We start from the raw sequence: 17,880 nt of genomic DNA on the forward strand, positions 1-17,880 counted from the left end.
ACCGGTGCCGGTGCGGGCCCCGGATAGACTCCGGCGCATGGTCAGGTCCTCCCGTGGTGAAGCGAACCCCGGGATGTGGCGGCGTGAGGCGGGCACCGCGGTACGCGCGACGGTGGCGCTCCCGGAGCGCGCGGTGGCCTCGATGGCCATCATCGCCGGGTTCCGGATCCCCCGGGTGCCCACGGAGTGGGCGCCGCACTCGCATGCCTTGCACGAGCTGGTCTGGGTGCGCGGGGGCACGCTGACCTCCCGGGTGGAGGACCGCGTCTTCACCGTGTCCGAGGGGCACGGGCTGTGGATGCCCGCCGGAACGGTGCACGGCGGCCGGGCGACGGCGGGCGCGGAGTTCCACGACGCCTTCTTCGCACCGGACCGTACACCGTTCGCGTTCGCGGAACCGAAGACCATCGCCATGACCCCGCTGCTGGAGTCGCTGCTGGCCCATCTGTCCCGTGCGGATCTCGACGCGGCGGCGCGTGCGCGGGCGGAATCGGTCGTGTTCGACGTGCTCCGGCCCGCGGAACGCCAGTTCGCGTTGCAGTTGCCCGGCGACCCCCGGATCGACGCGATCGCCGAGGCGCTGCTGGAGGACCCCGCCGACGGCCGTTCGCTGGAGGAGTGGGCGCGGTCGCTGGGGATCAGCGACCGCACGATCACCCGGGCGTTCCGGCACGCGACGGGTCTGTCCTTCGCGCAGTGGCGGCAGATGCTGCGCGCGCACCGGGCGCTGGCCCTGCTGTCCGAGGGATGCGATGTGATGTCGGTCTCCGAGGCGCTCGGCTACGCGCAGCCCAGCTCCTTCATCGCGGCCTTCCGGCGGGTCATGGGTACCACCCCGGGCGCCTTCTTCGACCAGGCCGGGGACGCTCCGCGCGATGTCCGGAATCCCGCATCGGGTGTCCGGGCCTCCTGATTGTCGACATGGCGAGGGGAATATAACCTTCTCGGAGTTAGGTAACCCTTAGTTGTTGCTCGCCGTGAACGGTTCCCGCTGTGCGTGGGAGAGTTCGCGGCCCGGCCGGTGAGAACCGGTCGGAGGGTGCCCGCGCTCCTTGCCCCTCCGACCACCCGGACCCCTCGATGTTCACAAGCCCCTTCCGGCGCGCCGCACGCCCCGCGGCCGGCCCCGCCGCGCCGGCGGCCGCCCTCCACGGGCACGACCTGGTGCTGCGGTACGGCGGCACCCCGGTCGTCCACGGCGTCTCGGTGGCTCTGGAACCCGGCCGCGCGACCGCCCTGGTGGGGCCGAACGGCAGTGGGAAGTCCACCCTGCTGCGCGCGCTCTCCCGGCTGCACCGGGTGGACGGCGGCCGGGTCACCCTCAGCACGCCCGGCGAGCAGACCGCGCGCGACACCGCCCTGCTCAGCGCCCGCCAGTTCGCCCGCGAGGTGACGCTCTTCTCCCAGTCCAGGCCCGCACCCCAGGGGCTGACGGTCGCCGAGGTCGTGGCCTTCGGGCGCCACCCGTACCGGGGCAGCTTCGCCGGGCCCACCGCCGGGGACCACGAGGCGATCGACCGCGCCATGGGCGTCACCGGCGTGCGCGACATGGCCGGGCGGCCCGTCGGCGAACTCTCCGGCGGCGAGATGCAACGGGTCTGGCTCGCGGCCTGCCTCGCCCAGGACACCGGTGTCGTGCTGCTGGACGAACCGACCAACCACCTGGACCTGCGCTACCAGATCGAGACGCTCGACCTGGTGCGCGACCTCGTCGAGGAGCACGGCATCGCCGTCGGCGTCGTGCTGCACGACCTCGACCAGGCGTCCCGCGTCGCCGACACCCTGGTCCTGATGCGCTCCGGCCGCGTACACGCGGCCGGAGCGCCCGCCGACGTCCTCACCGCCCGGAACATCTCCGAGGTCTACGACATCCGCGTCGAGGTCGCCGTCGACCCGCGCACCGGCCGCCTCCGCATCGACCCGCTGGGACGGCACCCCGCCTGAAGCGGCACCCCGCCGCCCCGTCCCGCCGCCCCGTCCCCCCGCGCCGCACGGCACCTCCGCCGCGCCGCGTCGCACCGCAGGAAAGAGGATTTTTCATGAACCGTGCCCGTCGCCTGGTGGCGTCGACCGCCACCGGGCTCATCGTGCTCGCCGCAACGGCCTGCGGCACGACGGACGTCGACAAGCCCGCGAAGGACACCACCGCCGACGCCTCCACCGACGCGTCGCCCGCGTCGCAGAGCTGCGCCGAGGACACCACGACCACCTCCACTGAGCCGGTCTCCTTCACGGACGGCGTCGGCCGGCAGGTGGAGCTCGACAAGCCCGCGCAGCGGATCGCCGTCCTGGAGTGGCAGCAGATCGAGGACGCGCTGACCCTGTGCGTCACCCCCGTTGCCGTCTCCGACGCCGACGGGTACCGCACCTGGGTGAGCGCCGAGGAACTGCCCGAAGGGGTGACCGACATCGGCACCCGCGAGGAGCCCGACCTCGACACCCTCTACGCGGCCGACCCCGACCTCATCGTCGTGGAGGCGTACGACGCCGACGATGAGACCATCGCGCGGCTGGAGAGCCGGGGCGTCCCCGTCCTGGCCACCCGCGGTGCCAACCCGCAGGACCCGATCGGGAACATGCGGGAGGTCTTCAGCATGATCGGGGAGGCCACCGGACGCACCGAGCGCGCCGACCAGGTCCTCCAGGAGTTCGACGAGCACCTCGCCACGGCGAAGCAGCAGGTCATCGACGCGGATCTGCCGACCAACGACTTCCTGTTCTTCGACGGATGGGTGCAGGGCGGCAACCTCACCATCCGCCCCTACGGCGACGGCGCCCTGTTCACCGAGATCGGCAAGGAACTCGGCCTGAACCCCGTGTGGGACGACGCCATCAACGAGGCCCACGGGAACGGCGGAGTCGACCCCTCCTACGGCCTCGCCCAGACCGACGTCGAGGGGCTCGTCGCGGTGGGGAACGCCAACCTCTTCTACGCCAACGACGAAGGCGTCGGCGGGTACGTCTCCGCGCTGGAGGAGAACCCCCTGTGGACGACCCTGCCGGCCGTCCAGGAAGGCCGCGCGCACGCCTTCCCCGCGCGGGTGTGGGGCGCCGGCGGTCCGCGCTCCTGCGCGCAGGCGATCGACGCCTACGTCGACGTCCTCGACCAGAAGTGAGCATCACACGCACCCCGGTACCCCGGCAGGACACGCCGCCGCGCCCCGTGCGCGGCGGCGGTCCCGCCGGGGCCGCCGTCCTGGCGTCGCTGCTCGTGGTGACCGCCCTGGTCGGCATGTGGCACCTCACCCAGGGCACCTCGGGCGTCGGCGCAGGTGACCTGTGGCGGTACCTGACCGGCGACCGGGACACCACCGGCGGGGCACCGGTCGGCGAGATCATCATCGGCTCGCGGCTGCCGCGCCTGCTGGCGGGCGTCGCGGTGGGCTTCGCCCTCGGCTGCGCCGGCGCGCTGCTGCAGTCCGTCACGCACAACGCCCTGGCGTCCCCCGACACCCTGGCGGTCACGGCCGGCGCCTACTTCACGCTCTCGTTCGTCGCGGCCCTGGGTCTCACCGTCCCGTTCTGGGCCTCGGGCGCCGTCGCCTTCGCGGGCGGCCTCGCGGCGGCGGCACTCGTGCTGCTCCTGGCCGGACGGGCCGCGGGCACCACGGGCACCCGCCTCATCCTCGCCGGCTCGGCGACGGCGATGGCTCTCCAAGCGGCCACCGCCATGCTCCTCATCCTGTTCAAGCAGAACACCACCGGCCTCTTCGCCTGGGGCAGCGGCTCCCTCGCCCAGCTCAACATCGACGCCTCGACACGCGCCTTCCCCCTGGTCGCCGTCGTGCTGATCGCCGCCCTGGCGCTGTCCCGGCGGCTGGACGTGATGAACCTGGGCGACGACGCCGCCGCCACCCTCGGCGTGCCGATCCGGGCCACCCGCGTCATCGCCGTCCTCTGCGCGGTGCTCCTCACCAGCACGGCGGTGACCCTCGCCGGCCCGATCGCCTTCGTCGGCCTGGGCGCCCCCGTCCTGGCCCGCCTGATCGCGGGACGGGTCACCGCGCTGCGCCGCCACCTCCTGCTGATCCCCGCCGCCGGGCTGCTCGGCGCGCTGCTCATCCTGCTCGCCGACGCGACGCTGCGCGCGGTGCAGGGCGCGAGCGGTGCCGCCTCCATCCCCACCGGGGTACCGACCGCGCTGCTGGGCTCCGTGGTGATCGTGGTCCTCGCGCTCCGCCTGCGGGACACGGGCGGGCTGCGGCAACCCCCGCACGTACGGGTCGCCGCACGGTCGCGCCGCGCGTTCCTCCTCGTCGTGCTCGGCGCGGTGGCCCTCCTGGTGACGGCCGCCCTGGTGGCGCTGCTGGCCGGCAGCCTGTGGCTGCGGACCGGCGACCTCATGCTGTGGGCCCAGGGCAACGCCCCCGTCCTGGTCGGGCAGGCGCTCGATGACCGGGTCCCGCGCGTGCTCGCCGCGATCCTCGCCGGCGCGGCACTGGGCCTGGCCGGATGCGTCGTGCAGAGCGCGGTGCGCAACCCGCTGGCGGAGCCGGGCGTCCTCGGCATCACCGCGGGCGCCGGGCTGGGCGCGGCGGCCGTCGTCACCTCGGGCCTGTCCGGCGGACGGCCGCTGCTCATCGCGGCGGCGGTCGCGATGGGGCTGGCCACGTTCGCGCTGATCGCCCTGCTGTCCTGGCGCGGCGGCTTCCTGCCGGACCGGTTCGTCCTGATCGGCATCGGCTGCGGGTACGGCCTGAGCTCCGTCACCACCTTCCTGCTGCTGCGTGCCGACCCCTACAACACCCCCCGCATCTTCACCTGGCTCTCCGGCACCACCTACGGGCGCACCCTGCCCGACGTCGTACCGGTCGCGGTGGCCCTGGCCGTCGCGCTCCCGGTGCTGCTGGCCATGCGCAGCCGGCTCGACCTGCTCGCCGTCGACGAGGACACCCCGCGCATCGTGGGGGTGAGGCCGGAGCGCACCCGCTTCGCCGCCCTGTCGATCGCCGCGGTGCTGGCGGCGGTCAGTGTGATCGCCATCGGCGTCGTCGGGTTCGTGGGGCTGGTCGCCCCGCACCTGGCCCGGTCGCTGGTGGGCGCCCGGCACGGCCGCGCCATCCCCGTCGCGATGCTGCTCGGCGCGCTGCTGGTCTGCGTGGCGGACGCACTCGGCCGCACGGTCGTCGCGCCCGCCCAGGTGCCGGCCGGGCTGATGATCGCCCTGGTCGGCGGTCCGTACTTCATCTGGGTGCTCCGGCAGTCCCGTGCCTGACCCCGGCCCCGGGCCCGCACCGCACACCGGTGCGGGCCCCGTCCCTCGTCCCCTCCGATCCGCCAGGAACGCCGCCATGACATCCCAGCAGGACACGTCCGAGCAGAGCATCGTCGTGCCGTTCGATCCCGACGCCCCGCCGGGTCCGCTGGGGCGGCTCCTGCCCGCCGAGGTGGGGGAGCGCTGGCGGGCGGTCGACCGCTCCGCCCATACCCCGCACCTCGTGGCCGTTCCGGGCGACACGGCTGAGCACTGGGTGGGCGCGGCGCTTGTTTCGGCCCGCCCGCACACCGCGTACCTGAAGATCGTCGACGCCGTCGGCGACGTGCCGGCGGCGGCCCTGGCCGTCGTCGAGCACGCACGCCGCCGCGGACTCGCCCAGGTCAAGTGGGAAGGCTGGACGGCCGGTCCGGAGGACGCCGCCGCCGCCGGTTTCGCCCCGCTGTGCCCCCCGCTCGCTCAGCTGGACAACACGGCCGGGCCGCCCTCCGGGTACGTCCGCTGGTTGCGGGACGGCGCGGGGCGCGCACCCGCGTACTACGGACAGACCACGCACTTCACCTGCGGCGCCGTCACCGCCCTGGTCGCCCGGGAACACGCGGGCGAGCTGCCACGGGAGGCACTGGACCGCACCGCCGAGCTGACCCTGTGGCGCGACGCGACCAACTTCCCCGCCTGTGAGCCCGTCGGACTGGGCGTGGCCGTGCGCCGGGCGTGGCCCTCGCTCCACGTCACCATCCACATTGACGTGGACCGGCCCGTCCTGATCGACCACCACCCGGAGAGCGAACAGGGCTGGCGCGCCCACCTCCAGCGCGTGTCCCGTACGGACGCCGAACGGCTCGGCGTCCCGATCGACCCGCGACGCCTGCCCGCCGCCGCGATCCGCGCCGCCATCGACCGGCGCGAGCATGTGCTGCTCCTGCTCTCGCTCGCCGCCATGCAGGGGTTCGACGTGCCGCACTGGGTGCTGTGCCACGGCACCGTGCCCGGCGCCGTCGTCATCGAGGACCCCTGGGCCAACGCCGCGACGGGGGACACCTGGGTCGACGCGCACCTGCTGCCCGTCCCCGACACGGCGCTGGAGACGATGTCGGCCGTCTCCGCCGACCCCTTCCACGGCGCGGTCACCCTCGGCCGCGCGGCCCGGCGGCCCGACACGCCCACGTCCGAGCCGGTGGGGGAGTAGCCCCACTCCCCTAAGGCGACGCCACGGCCCGGCGTCAGTCGGGGGCCCGGCGGGCGGAGGGGACCGTGGCCAGCAGCAGCATCCCGGTCACCCCGAACACCACCCCGGCGCCGCCGAACAGCGACAGCGGTGCCACCAGCAGCGGTACGGCGTTCTGGCCCAGCCGGTTGCCCACCAGCCGCAGGGAGGCGGCGAGGCCGCGCTGCCCGGGCGGGGTGATCAGCGTGACCCAGGACATGGTGAGGGGCTGCACCATCCCGGCCGTGAAGCCGTAACAGGTGGCGAGGGCCGCGACCACCCACGGGCTGACCGGGAGCCACAGCAGGATCAGGCCCCCCGCGGCCAGCGCGCAGCCGGACATCAGGACCCGCACCCGGCCGAACCGGGTGGTCAGCCGGCCCAGCAGGATCCGGGAGACCATGCTCCCCACGGCACGGACGACCAGGAACAGAGTGATCCAGCCGGGCACCAGCCCGCGTTCCTGCGCCAGCAGCGGGAGATAGGCGACCAGGATGTCGACCGAGCTGAGGATCATGCTGCTCGCGAACAGCGCCGACCCCATGCCCGGCACCCGCAGCAGGTCCCGCACCCGCCCTCCCGCCCGGCGCTCACCGGCAGCGGCACCGGGGGCGGGCGCGGCGGCGGGAGGCCGCGGGGCCGAGGGAACGGCGAGCGAGAGCAGCACCGTGAGCACCGCGACGCCCAGAACGGCCACCGCGATGAGCCGGGTCGGGGGCGCGGCGGCACCGTCGCGCGGCAGCAGCAACAGCAGCGGACCGAGCAACTGCCCCACGGAGGTGGCGAAGGTCAGCACGCCGAAGCTGTGGTCCAGCCGGGAGGGGGACGCCTGGTTCATGACCCAGGCCTGTTCGCCCAGCGCCGCCAGCAGCACCCCGATGCCCAGCAGCCCGGTGGCCGCCAGCACCGCCGCCAGCGACGCGGGAGCGGCCAGCGCCACCAGGGCGGACAGCACCAGCGCGATGCCGCCGCCCACCAGAGCGGGCCGCTCCCCGTACCGGTCGCAGTACCGCCCGGCCGGCAGCGCCAGCAGGAACGGCGGCGCGGCGAACATCGCGGTGGCGACGCCCAGCCACACCGCCTGATGCCCCTGTTCGAGGAGCGCGTAGGACATCGCCGGGCGCAGGCCGTAGCTGATCGCGTGCGCGCAGACCGCGTGCAGCAGCAGACAGGCCCAGACGAACCGCGCCCCGCTCGCCCGCGTCATCGCACGGGTCGGGGAAAGACGGTCCCGTCGAACAGCTTGCGCGCCGTGCGGACGACGGAGGTGCGCACCACCCGGCGGCCCGCCAGCTCGATCTCCACATCCGCGTGGCCGGTGGGATGCTCCACCCGGTGCCGCGCGCCCTCGGCCGGCGCCGCCAGGGGAGCCGCGACACTGCCGGGCAGGGCCGCGGCCACCGCCACCCCGGCCGCGCCCAGCACCCCGATGGAGGTGTGGCAGCGGTGCGGGATGAAGGTGCGGGTGGCGATGGTGCCGCCGGCCCGGGGCGCGGAGACGAGGGTGAGTTTGGGCACCGTCGTCCCGCTCACCTCGCCGAGGTTCATCAGCGGCCCGGCCTCGCGGCGGATGTCCTCCAGCAGGGCCCGCAGCCGGGTGTCCGCCTCCAGTTCGGCGGGGCTCTCGGTGCCGGTGACCCCCACGTCCGCCGCCGCCATGACCACCACCGGCATGCCGTTGTCGACACAGGTCACGGGCGTGCCCGCGACGAAGTCGCGGACGTTGCCGGTGGGCAGCAGCGCCCCGCAGCTGGACCCGGCGGTGTCCTCGAAGTCGATGACGACGGGGCTGGCCGTGCCCGGCACGCCGTCGATGGCGGCGTCCCCCCGGTAGCTGACGGCGCCGTCCGGGGTCCGTACGTGGGCCCGTGCGGTGCCCCCGGTGTTCACCATGCCGATGCGGACGGTGGACAGTTCCCCGGTGGCCGGGACCAGCCCGCGTTCGAGCGCGAACGGCCCCACCCCGGCGAGGATGTTGCCGCAGTTCTGCCGGTCGGAGACCACACCCTCGTCCACCGCGACCTGGAGGAACAGGTAGTCCACGGCGTCCGGCCCCCGGGGCGTGACGACGGCCACCTTGCTCGTCAGCGGGTGGCCGCCGCCGATGCCGTCGATCTGCCGGGCGTGCGGGGAACCCATGATCCGCAGCAGCAGTTCGTCCCGCTCCGCGGGATCCTGGGGCAGGTCATCGGCGAGGAAGAACGCCCCCTTGGACGTTCCGCCCCGCATCATCAGGCAGGGTATGCCCGCCCGGTCCCGCTTGCTCATGTCCGCTTCTCCCCTTGTACGGTCGCGTCGAATTCCCGCAGGGCGTCGATGACACTGCTCAGATGGGCGCGCATCGCCTCCGCCGCCGCCCGCGGATCGCGGCGGGTGATGGCGTCGATGATCGCCAGATGCTCGGGCAGCGAGACGGCGGGCCGTCCCGGCTTGAGCGCCAGCCGGTACTGGTGACGCACGCTCTGCCCGTTGAGGCGCTCCAGCAGCTCCATCACCACGTCCTGGCGGCTGATCTGGTTGACCCGGGTGTGCAGCTCCCGGTTGCCCAGGGAGTAACGGCCCAGGTCGCCCTCCTGGACGGCCCCGCTCATGTCCGCGCCGATCCGGCGCAGTTCGGCGATCTCCTCGTCGGTGATGAGCAGGGCCGCCTTCTCGGCACACAGCGATTCCAGCGCGCTGCGCGCCTCGGTGATCTGGATGGCGGCCTCCAGCGTGATGGTGCGGACCCGGGCGCCCCTGTTCTGGATGCGCTCCACGAGCCCTTCGCTCACCAGCTCACTGAGGGCCTCCCGGACGGCGGCACGAGAGACCTGGAACTGTTCGACCAGGTCGGCTTCCACCAGACGCTGGTTGGGTACCAGTTCACCGGCGAGAATAAGCTCCCGGATCCCTCGTGTGACGTCCATCGGTCAACCTCTTCCTTCTGTGTACGTCTCCCGGGGGACACGCCGTGGGGTCGTGGGCGTGGCCGCCGGGCGGGCGGCGGACTGTCAGCCGGTGTAGTCGAAGACGCGGCGCCAGGTGTCCGCGTCGCTTTCCATGTGCTCAAGGGCGGTCTCCATGTCGGACCGGTGCAGGAAACCGTCGTCCAGGCCGGGAAGTTGCAGGTCACCGATGGTGGGCGGCGGCACATCCGTGCGGACAGGGTAATCTCCCATTTCGGCGGCGGCCGACTGGCCGTCGGCCGACATCAGCCAGTTCACGAAGACGGCGCCGGCGTTGGGCCGCGAGGTGGAGGAGCCGATACCCACGTAGAACGGGTAGGCGGCGGCGCCCTCGCCGGGGACGGCGACCGTCAGGGGAGCGCCCTGCTGGATGGCCCCGTAGGCGGTGGCGATGGGCACCGAACCAATGAGGATCTCACCCCGCGCCAGCGAGTCGATCATACCGGCCACCGAGTCGAAGACCCGGGGCGAGGTGGCGGCGTACCCCCGGAGCCACTCCTCGCCGAGCACGTCGAGCTGGAAGCGGGTGAGCGCGGCGGTGCTGCCCCCGGCCCCGACCTGGGTGATGGCGGTCTTGTCCTTCCACCGCCCGTCGATCAGATCGGCCCAGTCCTGCGGGGCCTCCGCCTCGTCCACGACGGTGTTGTTGTAGGCGAAGGAGTACACGCGGTCGAAGCTGTTGATGTACGTGCCGCCCTCGCGGACGGCGTCGCCGACGGCCGCACCGATCTCCTGCGGCAGCTCGTGCGGGGCGAAGGCACCCGCCTCGGCGATGGAGCGGGTGAGGTCCTCACCCGATATCCGGATCACGTCCGCGCCGAGCTGTCCCGCGGCGGTCTCGCTCAGAACCCGCTCGGTCAGCCGGTTGGGTGCCAGCCGCACGATCTCGGCCTTGATGCCGGTGGCCTCGGTGAAGTGTTCGACGATGGCGGCCTCGGACTGCTCGCTGCCGCCGGTGTAGAACACCAGGGTGCCCTCGGTCTGCGCCTGCTCGTAGACCTCGGCGGCGGCGATCAGTTCACCGTCGATGATCAGGTCCCCCTCGGTGATCGCCCGTTCCCCGTCACCGGAGCAGGCGCTGAGCGCGAGGGCGGACACCAGGACGGCGCCGGTACATCTGAGGATGAGGGTGCTTTTCATCGCGGGTCTCTCCTGTGGGAACGGGCGTGCTTCCTGGCTCTGGGCGAGTCGGCGCCGAAGCGCTGCGCCACGAAGGCCAGGACGAGGATGACGGCGCAGTAGAGCAGGCTGGTCACCGCGCTGCGCTGCATGATGCCGTTGTCGAAGTCGTCGAAGATGACGATCGACAACAGCCGGGTGTCGGTGGTGAACAGGAACAGCGGGACGGTCAGCTCGCGCATGGACAGCATCAGCAGGAGCAGGAACGTCGAGGTCAGCGGAACGCGTAGCAGGGGGAGGGTGATCCGGGCGATGGCCCGCAGCCGGCTCGCGCCGTGCATGACCGCGCTGTCCTCCAGGTCGCGGTCCACCTGGAGGATGGAGGAGCTCGCCCCCTGGTAGCCCTGCGGCATCTGCGCCGCCACGAAGGCGATGACCATCAGCAGCAGCGTCCCGTACACCGGGAACGGCAGCATCAGCCAGGCCCACAGCAGCCCCAGGCCCATGACGATGGCGGGGACCGCGAGCGGCAGCATCGAGATGTACCCCAGGCCGGCCCGGCCCGGCGTCTTCGAGCGGTTGACGACGTAGGAGACCGTGAAGGCCAGCAAGGTTCCCACGACAGCGGCCGATACGGCGACCACCACCGAGTTCACGGTGGCCCGGTGGATCAGGTCCGAGCCCAGCGCGTCGCCGAAGGCGTCGAAGGACAGCCGGCCTTCGCCGAAGGCGCCGGTGACCGTGCTGATGTAGGGCGTCTTGTGCAGGGCGACGAACAGCAGGGCCAGCAGCGGGAGGACGGTGGCCAGCAGGAAGTAGCCGCAGCCGATGAGCAGCGCCGGGAGGCGGAAGGCCCCCAGGTCGAACCGTCCGGGCTTCATCCCCTTGCCGGAGACCGTGGTGTAGGTCCGCTTCGCCAGGATCCTGCGCTGCAGGGCGGTGACCACCAGCACCACGAGCACCAGGGTGATCGCCACCGCGGCCGCCTCGTTCCCCCGGGACGGGGAGCTGTTCATCAGGCGGTAGATGTACGTCGGCAGGGTGTCGATGCCGGCCGCGCCGCCGATGATCTGGGAGACGGGGAAGTTCTCGATGGTGAGAACGAAGATCAGGATGGCGGACCCCAGGATCGCCGGGGTGGCCAGGGGCAGCGTGACCCTGCGCAGCGTCTGCAGCGGACGCGCCCCGTGCACGTTCGCCGCCTCCTCCAGGTCCGGGTTCATCAGGCTGAAGGAGCTGTGGATGAGCAGGAAGGCGTAGGGCGCGTAGTAGATCCCCAGGACGAAGATCAGACCGCCCATGTTGTAGATGTTGACGAAGGACGAACCGCCCAGATCGTTCGCCAGGACGTTCAGCAGGCCCGCGTTCGGCCCCCCGAGCAGCCCCCAGGCGAGCGCCCCCACGTACGAGGGCAGGAACATCGGCACGATGCCCGCCAGATAGAGGAAGCCGCGCCAGTACACATTGGAACGCGCCGTGCAGAACGCCAGGAACCCGCCGAAGAACAGCGCCACCAGCGAGGCGCCGGCCCCCACGATCAGCGAGTTCAGCGCGGCCCTGCGGGGCCCGGCACCGAAGACCGTGGAGAAGTTGTCCAGGGTCAGGCCGCTGAGGGAGATGTTTCCCGGGCGCGGGGTCGTCGAGGTGAAGGCGGACAGGACCACCAGCGCGATCGGCAGCAGGATGAGGATCGCCAGCACCGCGTACAGCACGGCCGGGAACATCAGGCGGCGGACGCCGGACCTGAGTGGCGCCGTGCCCCGGCGCTTCCCGGCGACGCCGCTCACCGGGGCACCTCGTGCGGCAGCACCTGGATGGCGGCCGGCGGCACGGTCAGGGTGACCCGGTCGCCGACGCCGTACCGGGACTCCTCGTGTTTGGAGCCGACGATCTCGGCCTCCGGGCCGCCCTCGACGCGCACCCGGTAGGTGACCGTCCCGCCCTGGAAGACCTTGGTGGTGATCACCCCGGGGAGCAGATTCGGGCCGGCGGCGTCCGCTGCGGCGAATCGCAGGTCCTCGGCACGGACACAGGCGCGCAGCTGCTCGCCCTTCGCACAGGACTCCACGGCCAGCCGGATCCCGGTGCCGTCCAGCCGCACGGTGCCGGCGTCCTCGGGCGTGACCCCGAAGATGTTGGCCACCCCGAGGAACTCGGCGATCGAGGCACTGCGCGGGCGGGCGTACAGCTCGGCGGGCGGCGCCGTCTGCACGATCCTCCCGGCCTGCATCATCGAGATCCGGTCGGCCAGCGCGAGCGCCTCGTCCTGGTCATGGGTGACATAGATCGAGGTGAGGCCGATCTTCTGCTGGAGTTCGCGCAGTTCGGTGCGCAGGCGGTGGCGCAGCCGGGCGTCGAGGTTGGACAGCGGCTCGTCCAGCAGCAGGACCGAGGGCTCCATGACCAGGCTGCGGGCCAGGGCGACCCGCTGCATCTGGCCGCCGGAGAGCATGCTCGCCCCGCGCTGCGCGAGATGGCCCAGGCCCACCAGGTCCAGGGTCTCGCCGACCCGCCGGGCCGTGTCCGCCCGGCCGGTCTTCTTCATGACGAGCGGAAAGGCCACGTTCTGGAAGACTGTCAGGTGCGGCCAGATCGCGTAGGACTGGAACACCATGCCGATGTTGCGTTTGTGCGGCGGACGGTTGATGCCCCGCTCGCCGTCGAACATCACCGTCTCGCCCACCGATATCCGCCCGGCGGACGGCGACTCCAGACCCGCGACGCACCGCATGGTGCTGGTCTTGCCGCACCCGGACTGGCCCAGCAGCACCAGGGCCTCGCCGTCCGCGATGGTCAGATCGAGATCGTCCACGGCCACGGACTCGCCGTACCGCAGCGTCAGATTCCGGACACTGATCTCCACGGCTACTCCTCACCCTGGTCCTGGGCACGGAACCCGTACAGGTCGTAGGAGATCGCCCCCGTCAGATAAGTACGGCGCGACGCCTCCTCCTTGCGCTCCCTGGCCTGGGCCAGCGGCACCGCCGCGGCGACCTCCTCCGCCTCCACGACCACCACGCAGTCGCCGTCGAGCACCACGACGTCACCGGTACGGATCGTCGCCCCGCCCACCCGGACGGGCACGTCCACCGTGCCGCGCCGGTCCTTGGCCGCGCCGCGCGCGTGCACCCAGCGGGCCCAGATCGGCACACCCATGCCGACCAGCTCGTCCAGGTCGCGCACCGCGCCGTCGACCAGCACCCCGGCGGCCCCGCGCTCCTTCAGCTGGGTGACCAGCAGATCCCCGATCAGCGCGACCGGCTCGGGCTCGGGCATCGTCAGCACCGCGATCTCCCCCGGCTGCAACCGGGAAACCAGCTCGTGCACGCCGCGGTTGTCGTTCTGCGCGCACAGCACGGTGCGCGCGGGACCGGCGACCCGCGATCCGGGCAGCAGCCGCTGGAAGCGCTGCTCCACCAGCCCGCGGCGGCCCCGCGCCTCGTACACAGTGGACGATCCCAGGCGTGCCAGCTCCGCGATGTCCCGGGCGGCGGCGCTCACAGGGCACCCACCACGTTCGGCACGATCCGCTGGAAGGCCTCGGCCTGCCGGATCTCCTTGTCGCCGGTCACCTTGCGGGCGTGGTTGCCGCGGTGCTCGGCGCGCTCGGTGTAGTACTGCTGGAGGTAGACCTGGGCCCGCATCGCGGCCATGGCCTCCTTCTTCGCCTCGAACACCTCGGTGATGTCCACGAAGACGGAGGGCACGAAGCCGCACAGCTCCGGCTGGTGCGGCTCGAACACCAGGAACTCGGTGGGCGGGGCAGTGCGGAAACCGGCCTCCACCACGGCGCCCGAGGTCAGCAGGCGGGCCTGCGACACCACCTCGTGGGCGACCGGGTGATCCGGGTTGAAGGGGTCCTTGTCCGGGTGGGTCAGCACGATGTGCGGCTGCCAGTCACGGATGATCTCGGCCAGGGTGTCGATGGCCTCCCGCCCGCCGATGAGCGGGTAGTCGCCCAGGTCCAGGCTCTCGAAGGAGGCGCCCACGGCCGCCGCCGCCTCGGACGCCTCGGCGTGCCGGGCCTTCTTCACGTTCTCGATCGTCTGTCCGGGGACCTTCCACAGCTCGCCGGACTCACCGCGCTCGCCGTAGGACAGCGAGATGACGCGCGCTTCGCCGCCCGCCCGGGTGTGCTTGGCGATGACCCCGGCGGCACGCCAGACGAAGTCGGCGCTGTGGGCACCGACGACCAGAAGACGCTTGGCAGACATGTGTGTTCTCTTTCTCTGGGGATGGTGAGGTGGCGTCAGGAGGCGGTGCGCGGCTCGTCCGCCAGCCGCTGAAGCCACTGTCGGGAGGCCCGGGCGACCCAGGACGGCTGCCCGAGCGCGTCGAGATGGTCGATGGCGTCGCTCATCTCATGGACCCGGCGCCCGGCGTGCGCGCGGCTGCCCTCGGCCAGCCGGCTGATGAGGGCCTCGCCGCCGTCGCCGAACTCGGCGGCCATCTGCGCGGTGATCCACGCCGTACTGCCGTCCGTCTCGGCGGCGTTGAGCGTTTCCAGGACGACCCCGGCGAGGCCCTTCATGAAGACGCTGCGCAGCAGCTTGCGCGCCGCGGCGGCACCGGCCGGCGCGTCGATGGTCTCCACCGGCACCCCGGCGGGTTCCAGCGCACGCGCCACGTGCGGCGCTCCGGTGCCGCTGACCAGCAGCGGGGTGCGCAGCCCGGCCCGGGGGACCGGCGCCAGCACCGCGACATCCGCGAACAGCGAGCCACCGGCGACGACACGCTCCTCCAGCGAGCGCTTGAGGCCGGGGGAGGCGGTGTTGAGATCGGCGTAGACCGTCCCGGGCCGCAGCCGGGGTGCCGCCTGCTCCAGTACCTCCGCCGCGGCCCGGGCCCCGACCAGGCTGAGCACCAGCGTGGCCCCGTCCAGGGCCTCACCCAGCACGTCGTACTGGGTGATTCCCGGCTCGTCGATCCTGGTGAACGGGTCGTACCCGCGCACCGTGAAGCCGGCGTCGCGCAGACCGCCCGCATAGAGCCGGCCGGCCTCGCCGAGCCCGATTACCGCACACACCGTCATGGGGTCTCCTCGGTTGCCAGGAGCGTGATGGCGGCTGAGCCTACAATATTGTTGACAATCTAGTAACCAGTAACGCAGACCTTTTTGACGACACCCTGGGCGGCACTCTCCACCCCCGGTAAACGTGCAGGTCGGAGCGGTGTTCGCAGCCTCACGCCGTGGCGCTTCGGAGCGGGATGCGATGGGGGAAGGCTCCTCCGTGTGACAACTGACGCCCCATCAGTGATGCGGAGCGGCACGGCCACGTCCCGGCCACGGTCCCGGCGGCCGGGAACTTTCCCGACCGGCCGGCCGACCTGAAAGGTGCTGGATCGCCGATCGACCGACCTTCGGGGAGGACGCCTCATGGAGCACCAGGGACCGGAGACCTACGGCGAGCTGAACGCCGACGTCTATGACGAGTGGCACGCCGCACTCGACCCCACCGACGCGGTGGACCGGCTGGCCGAGCTGATCGAGGAAGGGCCGCCGGGACCGGTGCTGGAGCTGGCGGTGGGCACCGGCCGGGTGACGATCCCGCTGGCCGCGCGGGGGGTGGATCTGCGGGGCATCGACGCCTCGGTGGCCATGGTGGAGCGGATGCGGGCCAAGCCGGGCGGCGAGCGGATCCCGGTCACCATCGGCGACATGGCGGACGTCGACCCGGAGGGCGACGACCGGTTCGCCATGGTGTTCGTCGTGTTCTCCACCCTGTTCTTCCTGCTGACGCAGGAGGAACAGGTGCGCTGCTTCACCAACGCCGCCCGGCGCCTCGTCCCCGGCGGCCGCTTCGTTCTCGAATGCCCCATGCCGGACGTCGCCCGCTACCGGCACGATCAGAACCTGGAGGTGCACCAGGTGGGCCTGGACCGGGTACGGCTCGTCGCCGTCCGCCACGACCCGGTCGAACAGCGCTTCGACGGCCACCATGTACTCATCACCAACAACGGGATCCGGCTGGCCCCGGCCTCCATGCGCTACGCCTGGCCCAGCGAACTCGACCTGATGGCACGCCTGGCCGGGCTCGAACGCCGCCACCGGTGGGGCGGCTGGCGACGGGAACCGTTCACCGCCGAGGGCACCTACGTCACCGTGTACGAGAAGCCGGCGACGTCCGTGTCCTGAGCGGCCCCGCTCACCGCCGGCCGGGCCGGCGCGGCCCCCGGACCGCGACCAGGAGCAGCGCCGGAAGCAGCACGCACTGGACGGCGACCGCCAGCCAGAACCCGGGCAGCAACTCGGCCCGTTCGAACACGCCGTACAACCGGCCGCCGAGCACACCGCTCAGCAGCGCACCCACGCCCACGGCCAGCCGCTGCTGGCCGAAGGTGACCGTCGCCGACCGCCGCGAACGGGCCAGCGCCTCCAGGTCGTTCTTGAGGAAGAGCACCGCGGTGCCGGCGCTCATCGCCAGGGCGCCGGCGGCGACCCCCACCGGCCCTCCGGTGGCGAACGCCGTCATGCCCAGCGCCATGCAGCCGAAGCCGATGACCATCGCGGTGGGGTGCCGGATGGCTCCGATCCAGCCGGCGAGCAGCGGTTGCAGCACCACCAGGCCGAGCGCGTACCCCATCATGATCAGGCCGTAGCCCGCGGTGGCCAGCCGGCCCTCCGCGTACACCGAAAGGTACTGGTAGAACTGCATGTACAGGTAGTGCGTGAGCACGGTCGCCGCGAAGGGGAGCGCCGCCAGCCCGTGCAGCACCCGGCGGAACGGCTCGACGCCGGGCCCGGCCCCGGCCGGTCCCGCGGGCTCGGGCCGCAGGAACAGGTGACCGATCGCCAGCACGGCGTAGAGCACCGTGTTCGCGGTGAACAGCCGGCCCGGCTCGTGCAGGAACAACGCCCCGGCCACCGGCCCCACGGCGATGCCGAGATGACCGGCGGCATTGCCGGCGGACACCAGCCGAGGCCGTCGCGCGGGCGGTGCCGCGTGGACGAGGTAGCCGCGGAACGCGGGGGAGTAGAGCGCGCCCGCGCCGCAGCTGAGGAAGAGGGCGAGCACCGTCAGCGCCGGGCTGCCGGCCCCGTACAGATACGTCACCGCGCCCAGGAGATAGAGGGAGGTGGCGAGCAGCAGGGACCGTTTCAGCCCGGCGCGCTCGGCGAAGGCGGCGGTGAACGGCGCGCTCGCGAACTGCACCAGGGTGGCGGCCCCGAGCACCATCCCGACCTGCGCCATTCCGGCGTCCAGCCGGTCGCGCAGCAGCACCGCCAGGTACGGGTAGACGGCGAAGGTGCCGAGATTGACGAGGAAACCGCCCGCCAGCAGGGCGAGTTGCGCTCCCGTGAAGACCTGCCACCCCCGGCCGGTACGGCGCGGGCGCCGCGCGGTGCCGTCCCCGGCCGACGGCCGCCCGCCCGTCAAACGGCCCGCCCTTGT

Annotated in this window: 16 protein-coding genes; 6 read left to right on the plus strand and 10 right to left on the minus strand. The window is 72.6% G+C overall.

Going from position 1 to position 17,880, the window contains the following annotated elements; genetic code table 11:
* Nucleotides 1-37 precede the first annotated feature (37 nt).
* The 5 genes from ACTFAP_RS27270 to ACTFAP_RS27290 all read left to right on the plus strand — a co-directional run bounded on the left by ACTFAP_RS27270 (nt 38) and on the right by ACTFAP_RS27290 (nt 6,404).
* Nucleotides 38-913, plus strand: a complete 876-nt coding sequence (locus ACTFAP_RS27270) for a helix-turn-helix domain-containing protein (protein WP_500467679.1) — start codon at nt 38-40, stop codon at nt 911-913.
* Between the two features lie 167 nt (nt 914-1,080).
* On the plus strand, nt 1,081-1,944 hold the full coding sequence (locus ACTFAP_RS27275) for an ABC transporter ATP-binding protein (RefSeq protein WP_500467680.1): 864 nt from the start codon (nt 1,081-1,083) through the stop codon (nt 1,942-1,944).
* Between the two features lie 95 nt (nt 1,945-2,039).
* Nucleotides 2,040-3,116, plus strand: coding sequence for an iron-siderophore ABC transporter substrate-binding protein (locus ACTFAP_RS27280; RefSeq protein ID WP_500467681.1), 1,077 nt, complete (start codon nt 2,040-2,042; stop codon nt 3,114-3,116).
* The gene (locus ACTFAP_RS27285) at nt 3,113-5,215 is read left to right on the plus strand and encodes an iron ABC transporter permease (RefSeq protein ID WP_436977667.1); all 2,103 of its coding nucleotides are present in this window, start codon (nt 3,113-3,115) and stop codon (nt 5,213-5,215) included. The genes ACTFAP_RS27280 and ACTFAP_RS27285 overlap by 4 nt, the downstream gene beginning before the upstream one ends.
* A 76-nt stretch (nt 5,216-5,291) precedes the next feature.
* On the plus strand, nt 5,292-6,404 hold the full coding sequence (locus tag ACTFAP_RS27290) for a peptidase C39 family protein (RefSeq protein ID WP_500467682.1): 1,113 nt from the start codon (nt 5,292-5,294) through the stop codon (nt 6,402-6,404).
* A gap of 34 nt (nt 6,405-6,438) precedes the next feature.
* Here the strand turns inward: ACTFAP_RS27290 and ACTFAP_RS27295 are convergent, their stop codons facing one another.
* The 9 genes from ACTFAP_RS27295 to ACTFAP_RS27335 all read right to left on the minus strand — a co-directional run bounded on the left by ACTFAP_RS27295 (nt 6,439) and on the right by ACTFAP_RS27335 (nt 15,512).
* Nucleotides 6,439-7,629 carry an MFS transporter gene (locus ACTFAP_RS27295; RefSeq protein ID WP_495682780.1) on the minus strand — a complete coding sequence of 397 codons (1,191 nt, stop codon included), beginning with the start codon at nt 7,627-7,629 and terminating at the stop codon, nt 6,439-6,441.
* On the minus strand, nt 7,626-8,690 hold the full coding sequence (locus ACTFAP_RS27300) for a 4-oxalomesaconate tautomerase (RefSeq protein WP_500467683.1): 1,065 nt from the start codon (nt 8,688-8,690) through the stop codon (nt 7,626-7,628). The genes ACTFAP_RS27295 and ACTFAP_RS27300 overlap by 4 nt, the downstream gene beginning before the upstream one ends.
* Nucleotides 8,687-9,328, minus strand: coding sequence for a GntR family transcriptional regulator (locus tag ACTFAP_RS27305; RefSeq protein ID WP_030732035.1), 642 nt, complete (start codon nt 9,326-9,328; stop codon nt 8,687-8,689). Before ACTFAP_RS27305 ends, ACTFAP_RS27300 begins: the two co-directional genes overlap by 4 nt.
* 84 nt (nt 9,329-9,412) lie before the next feature.
* Entirely contained in the window at nt 9,413-10,507 is a 1,095-nt protein-coding gene (locus ACTFAP_RS27310) for an ABC transporter substrate-binding protein (protein WP_500467684.1), read from the minus strand.
* Entirely contained in the window at nt 10,504-12,273 is a 1,770-nt protein-coding gene (locus tag ACTFAP_RS27315) for an ABC transporter permease (protein WP_500467685.1), read from the minus strand. The genes ACTFAP_RS27310 and ACTFAP_RS27315 overlap by 4 nt, the downstream gene beginning before the upstream one ends.
* Complete coding sequence (locus tag ACTFAP_RS27320) at nt 12,270-13,349, minus strand: ABC transporter ATP-binding protein (RefSeq protein ID WP_500467686.1); 1,080 nt, start codon at nt 13,347-13,349, stop codon at nt 12,270-12,272. The genes ACTFAP_RS27315 and ACTFAP_RS27320 overlap by 4 nt, the downstream gene beginning before the upstream one ends.
* A 2-nt stretch (nt 13,350-13,351) precedes the next feature.
* A complete protein-coding gene (locus tag ACTFAP_RS27325) occupies nt 13,352-13,987 on the minus strand; it encodes an RraA family protein (RefSeq protein ID WP_500467687.1) in 636 nt (211 codons plus the stop codon).
* Entirely contained in the window at nt 13,984-14,700 is a 717-nt protein-coding gene (locus tag ACTFAP_RS27330; RefSeq protein WP_030732045.1) for a PIG-L deacetylase family protein, read from the minus strand. The genes ACTFAP_RS27325 and ACTFAP_RS27330 overlap by 4 nt, the downstream gene beginning before the upstream one ends.
* 35 nt (nt 14,701-14,735) lie before the next feature.
* Nucleotides 14,736-15,512 carry an NAD(P)-dependent oxidoreductase gene (locus tag ACTFAP_RS27335; protein ID WP_500467688.1) on the minus strand — a complete coding sequence of 259 codons (777 nt, stop codon included), beginning with the start codon at nt 15,510-15,512 and terminating at the stop codon, nt 14,736-14,738.
* Between the two features lie 351 nt (nt 15,513-15,863).
* Here ACTFAP_RS27335 and ACTFAP_RS27340 point away from each other — a divergent pair, with 351 nt between their 5' ends.
* The gene (locus tag ACTFAP_RS27340; protein WP_500467689.1) at nt 15,864-16,622 is read left to right on the plus strand and encodes a class I SAM-dependent DNA methyltransferase; all 759 of its coding nucleotides are present in this window, start codon (nt 15,864-15,866) and stop codon (nt 16,620-16,622) included.
* A 10-nt stretch (nt 16,623-16,632) separates the two neighbouring features.
* On the opposite strand, the gene ACTFAP_RS27345 is transcribed toward ACTFAP_RS27340, so the two are convergent.
* A complete protein-coding gene (locus tag ACTFAP_RS27345) occupies nt 16,633-17,865 on the minus strand; it encodes an MFS transporter (protein ID WP_500467690.1) in 1,233 nt (410 codons plus the stop codon).
* Nucleotides 17,866-17,880: the final 15 nt, after the last annotated feature.

The sequence above is a fragment of the Streptomyces sp. PH9007 genome, from assembly GCF_059813725.1.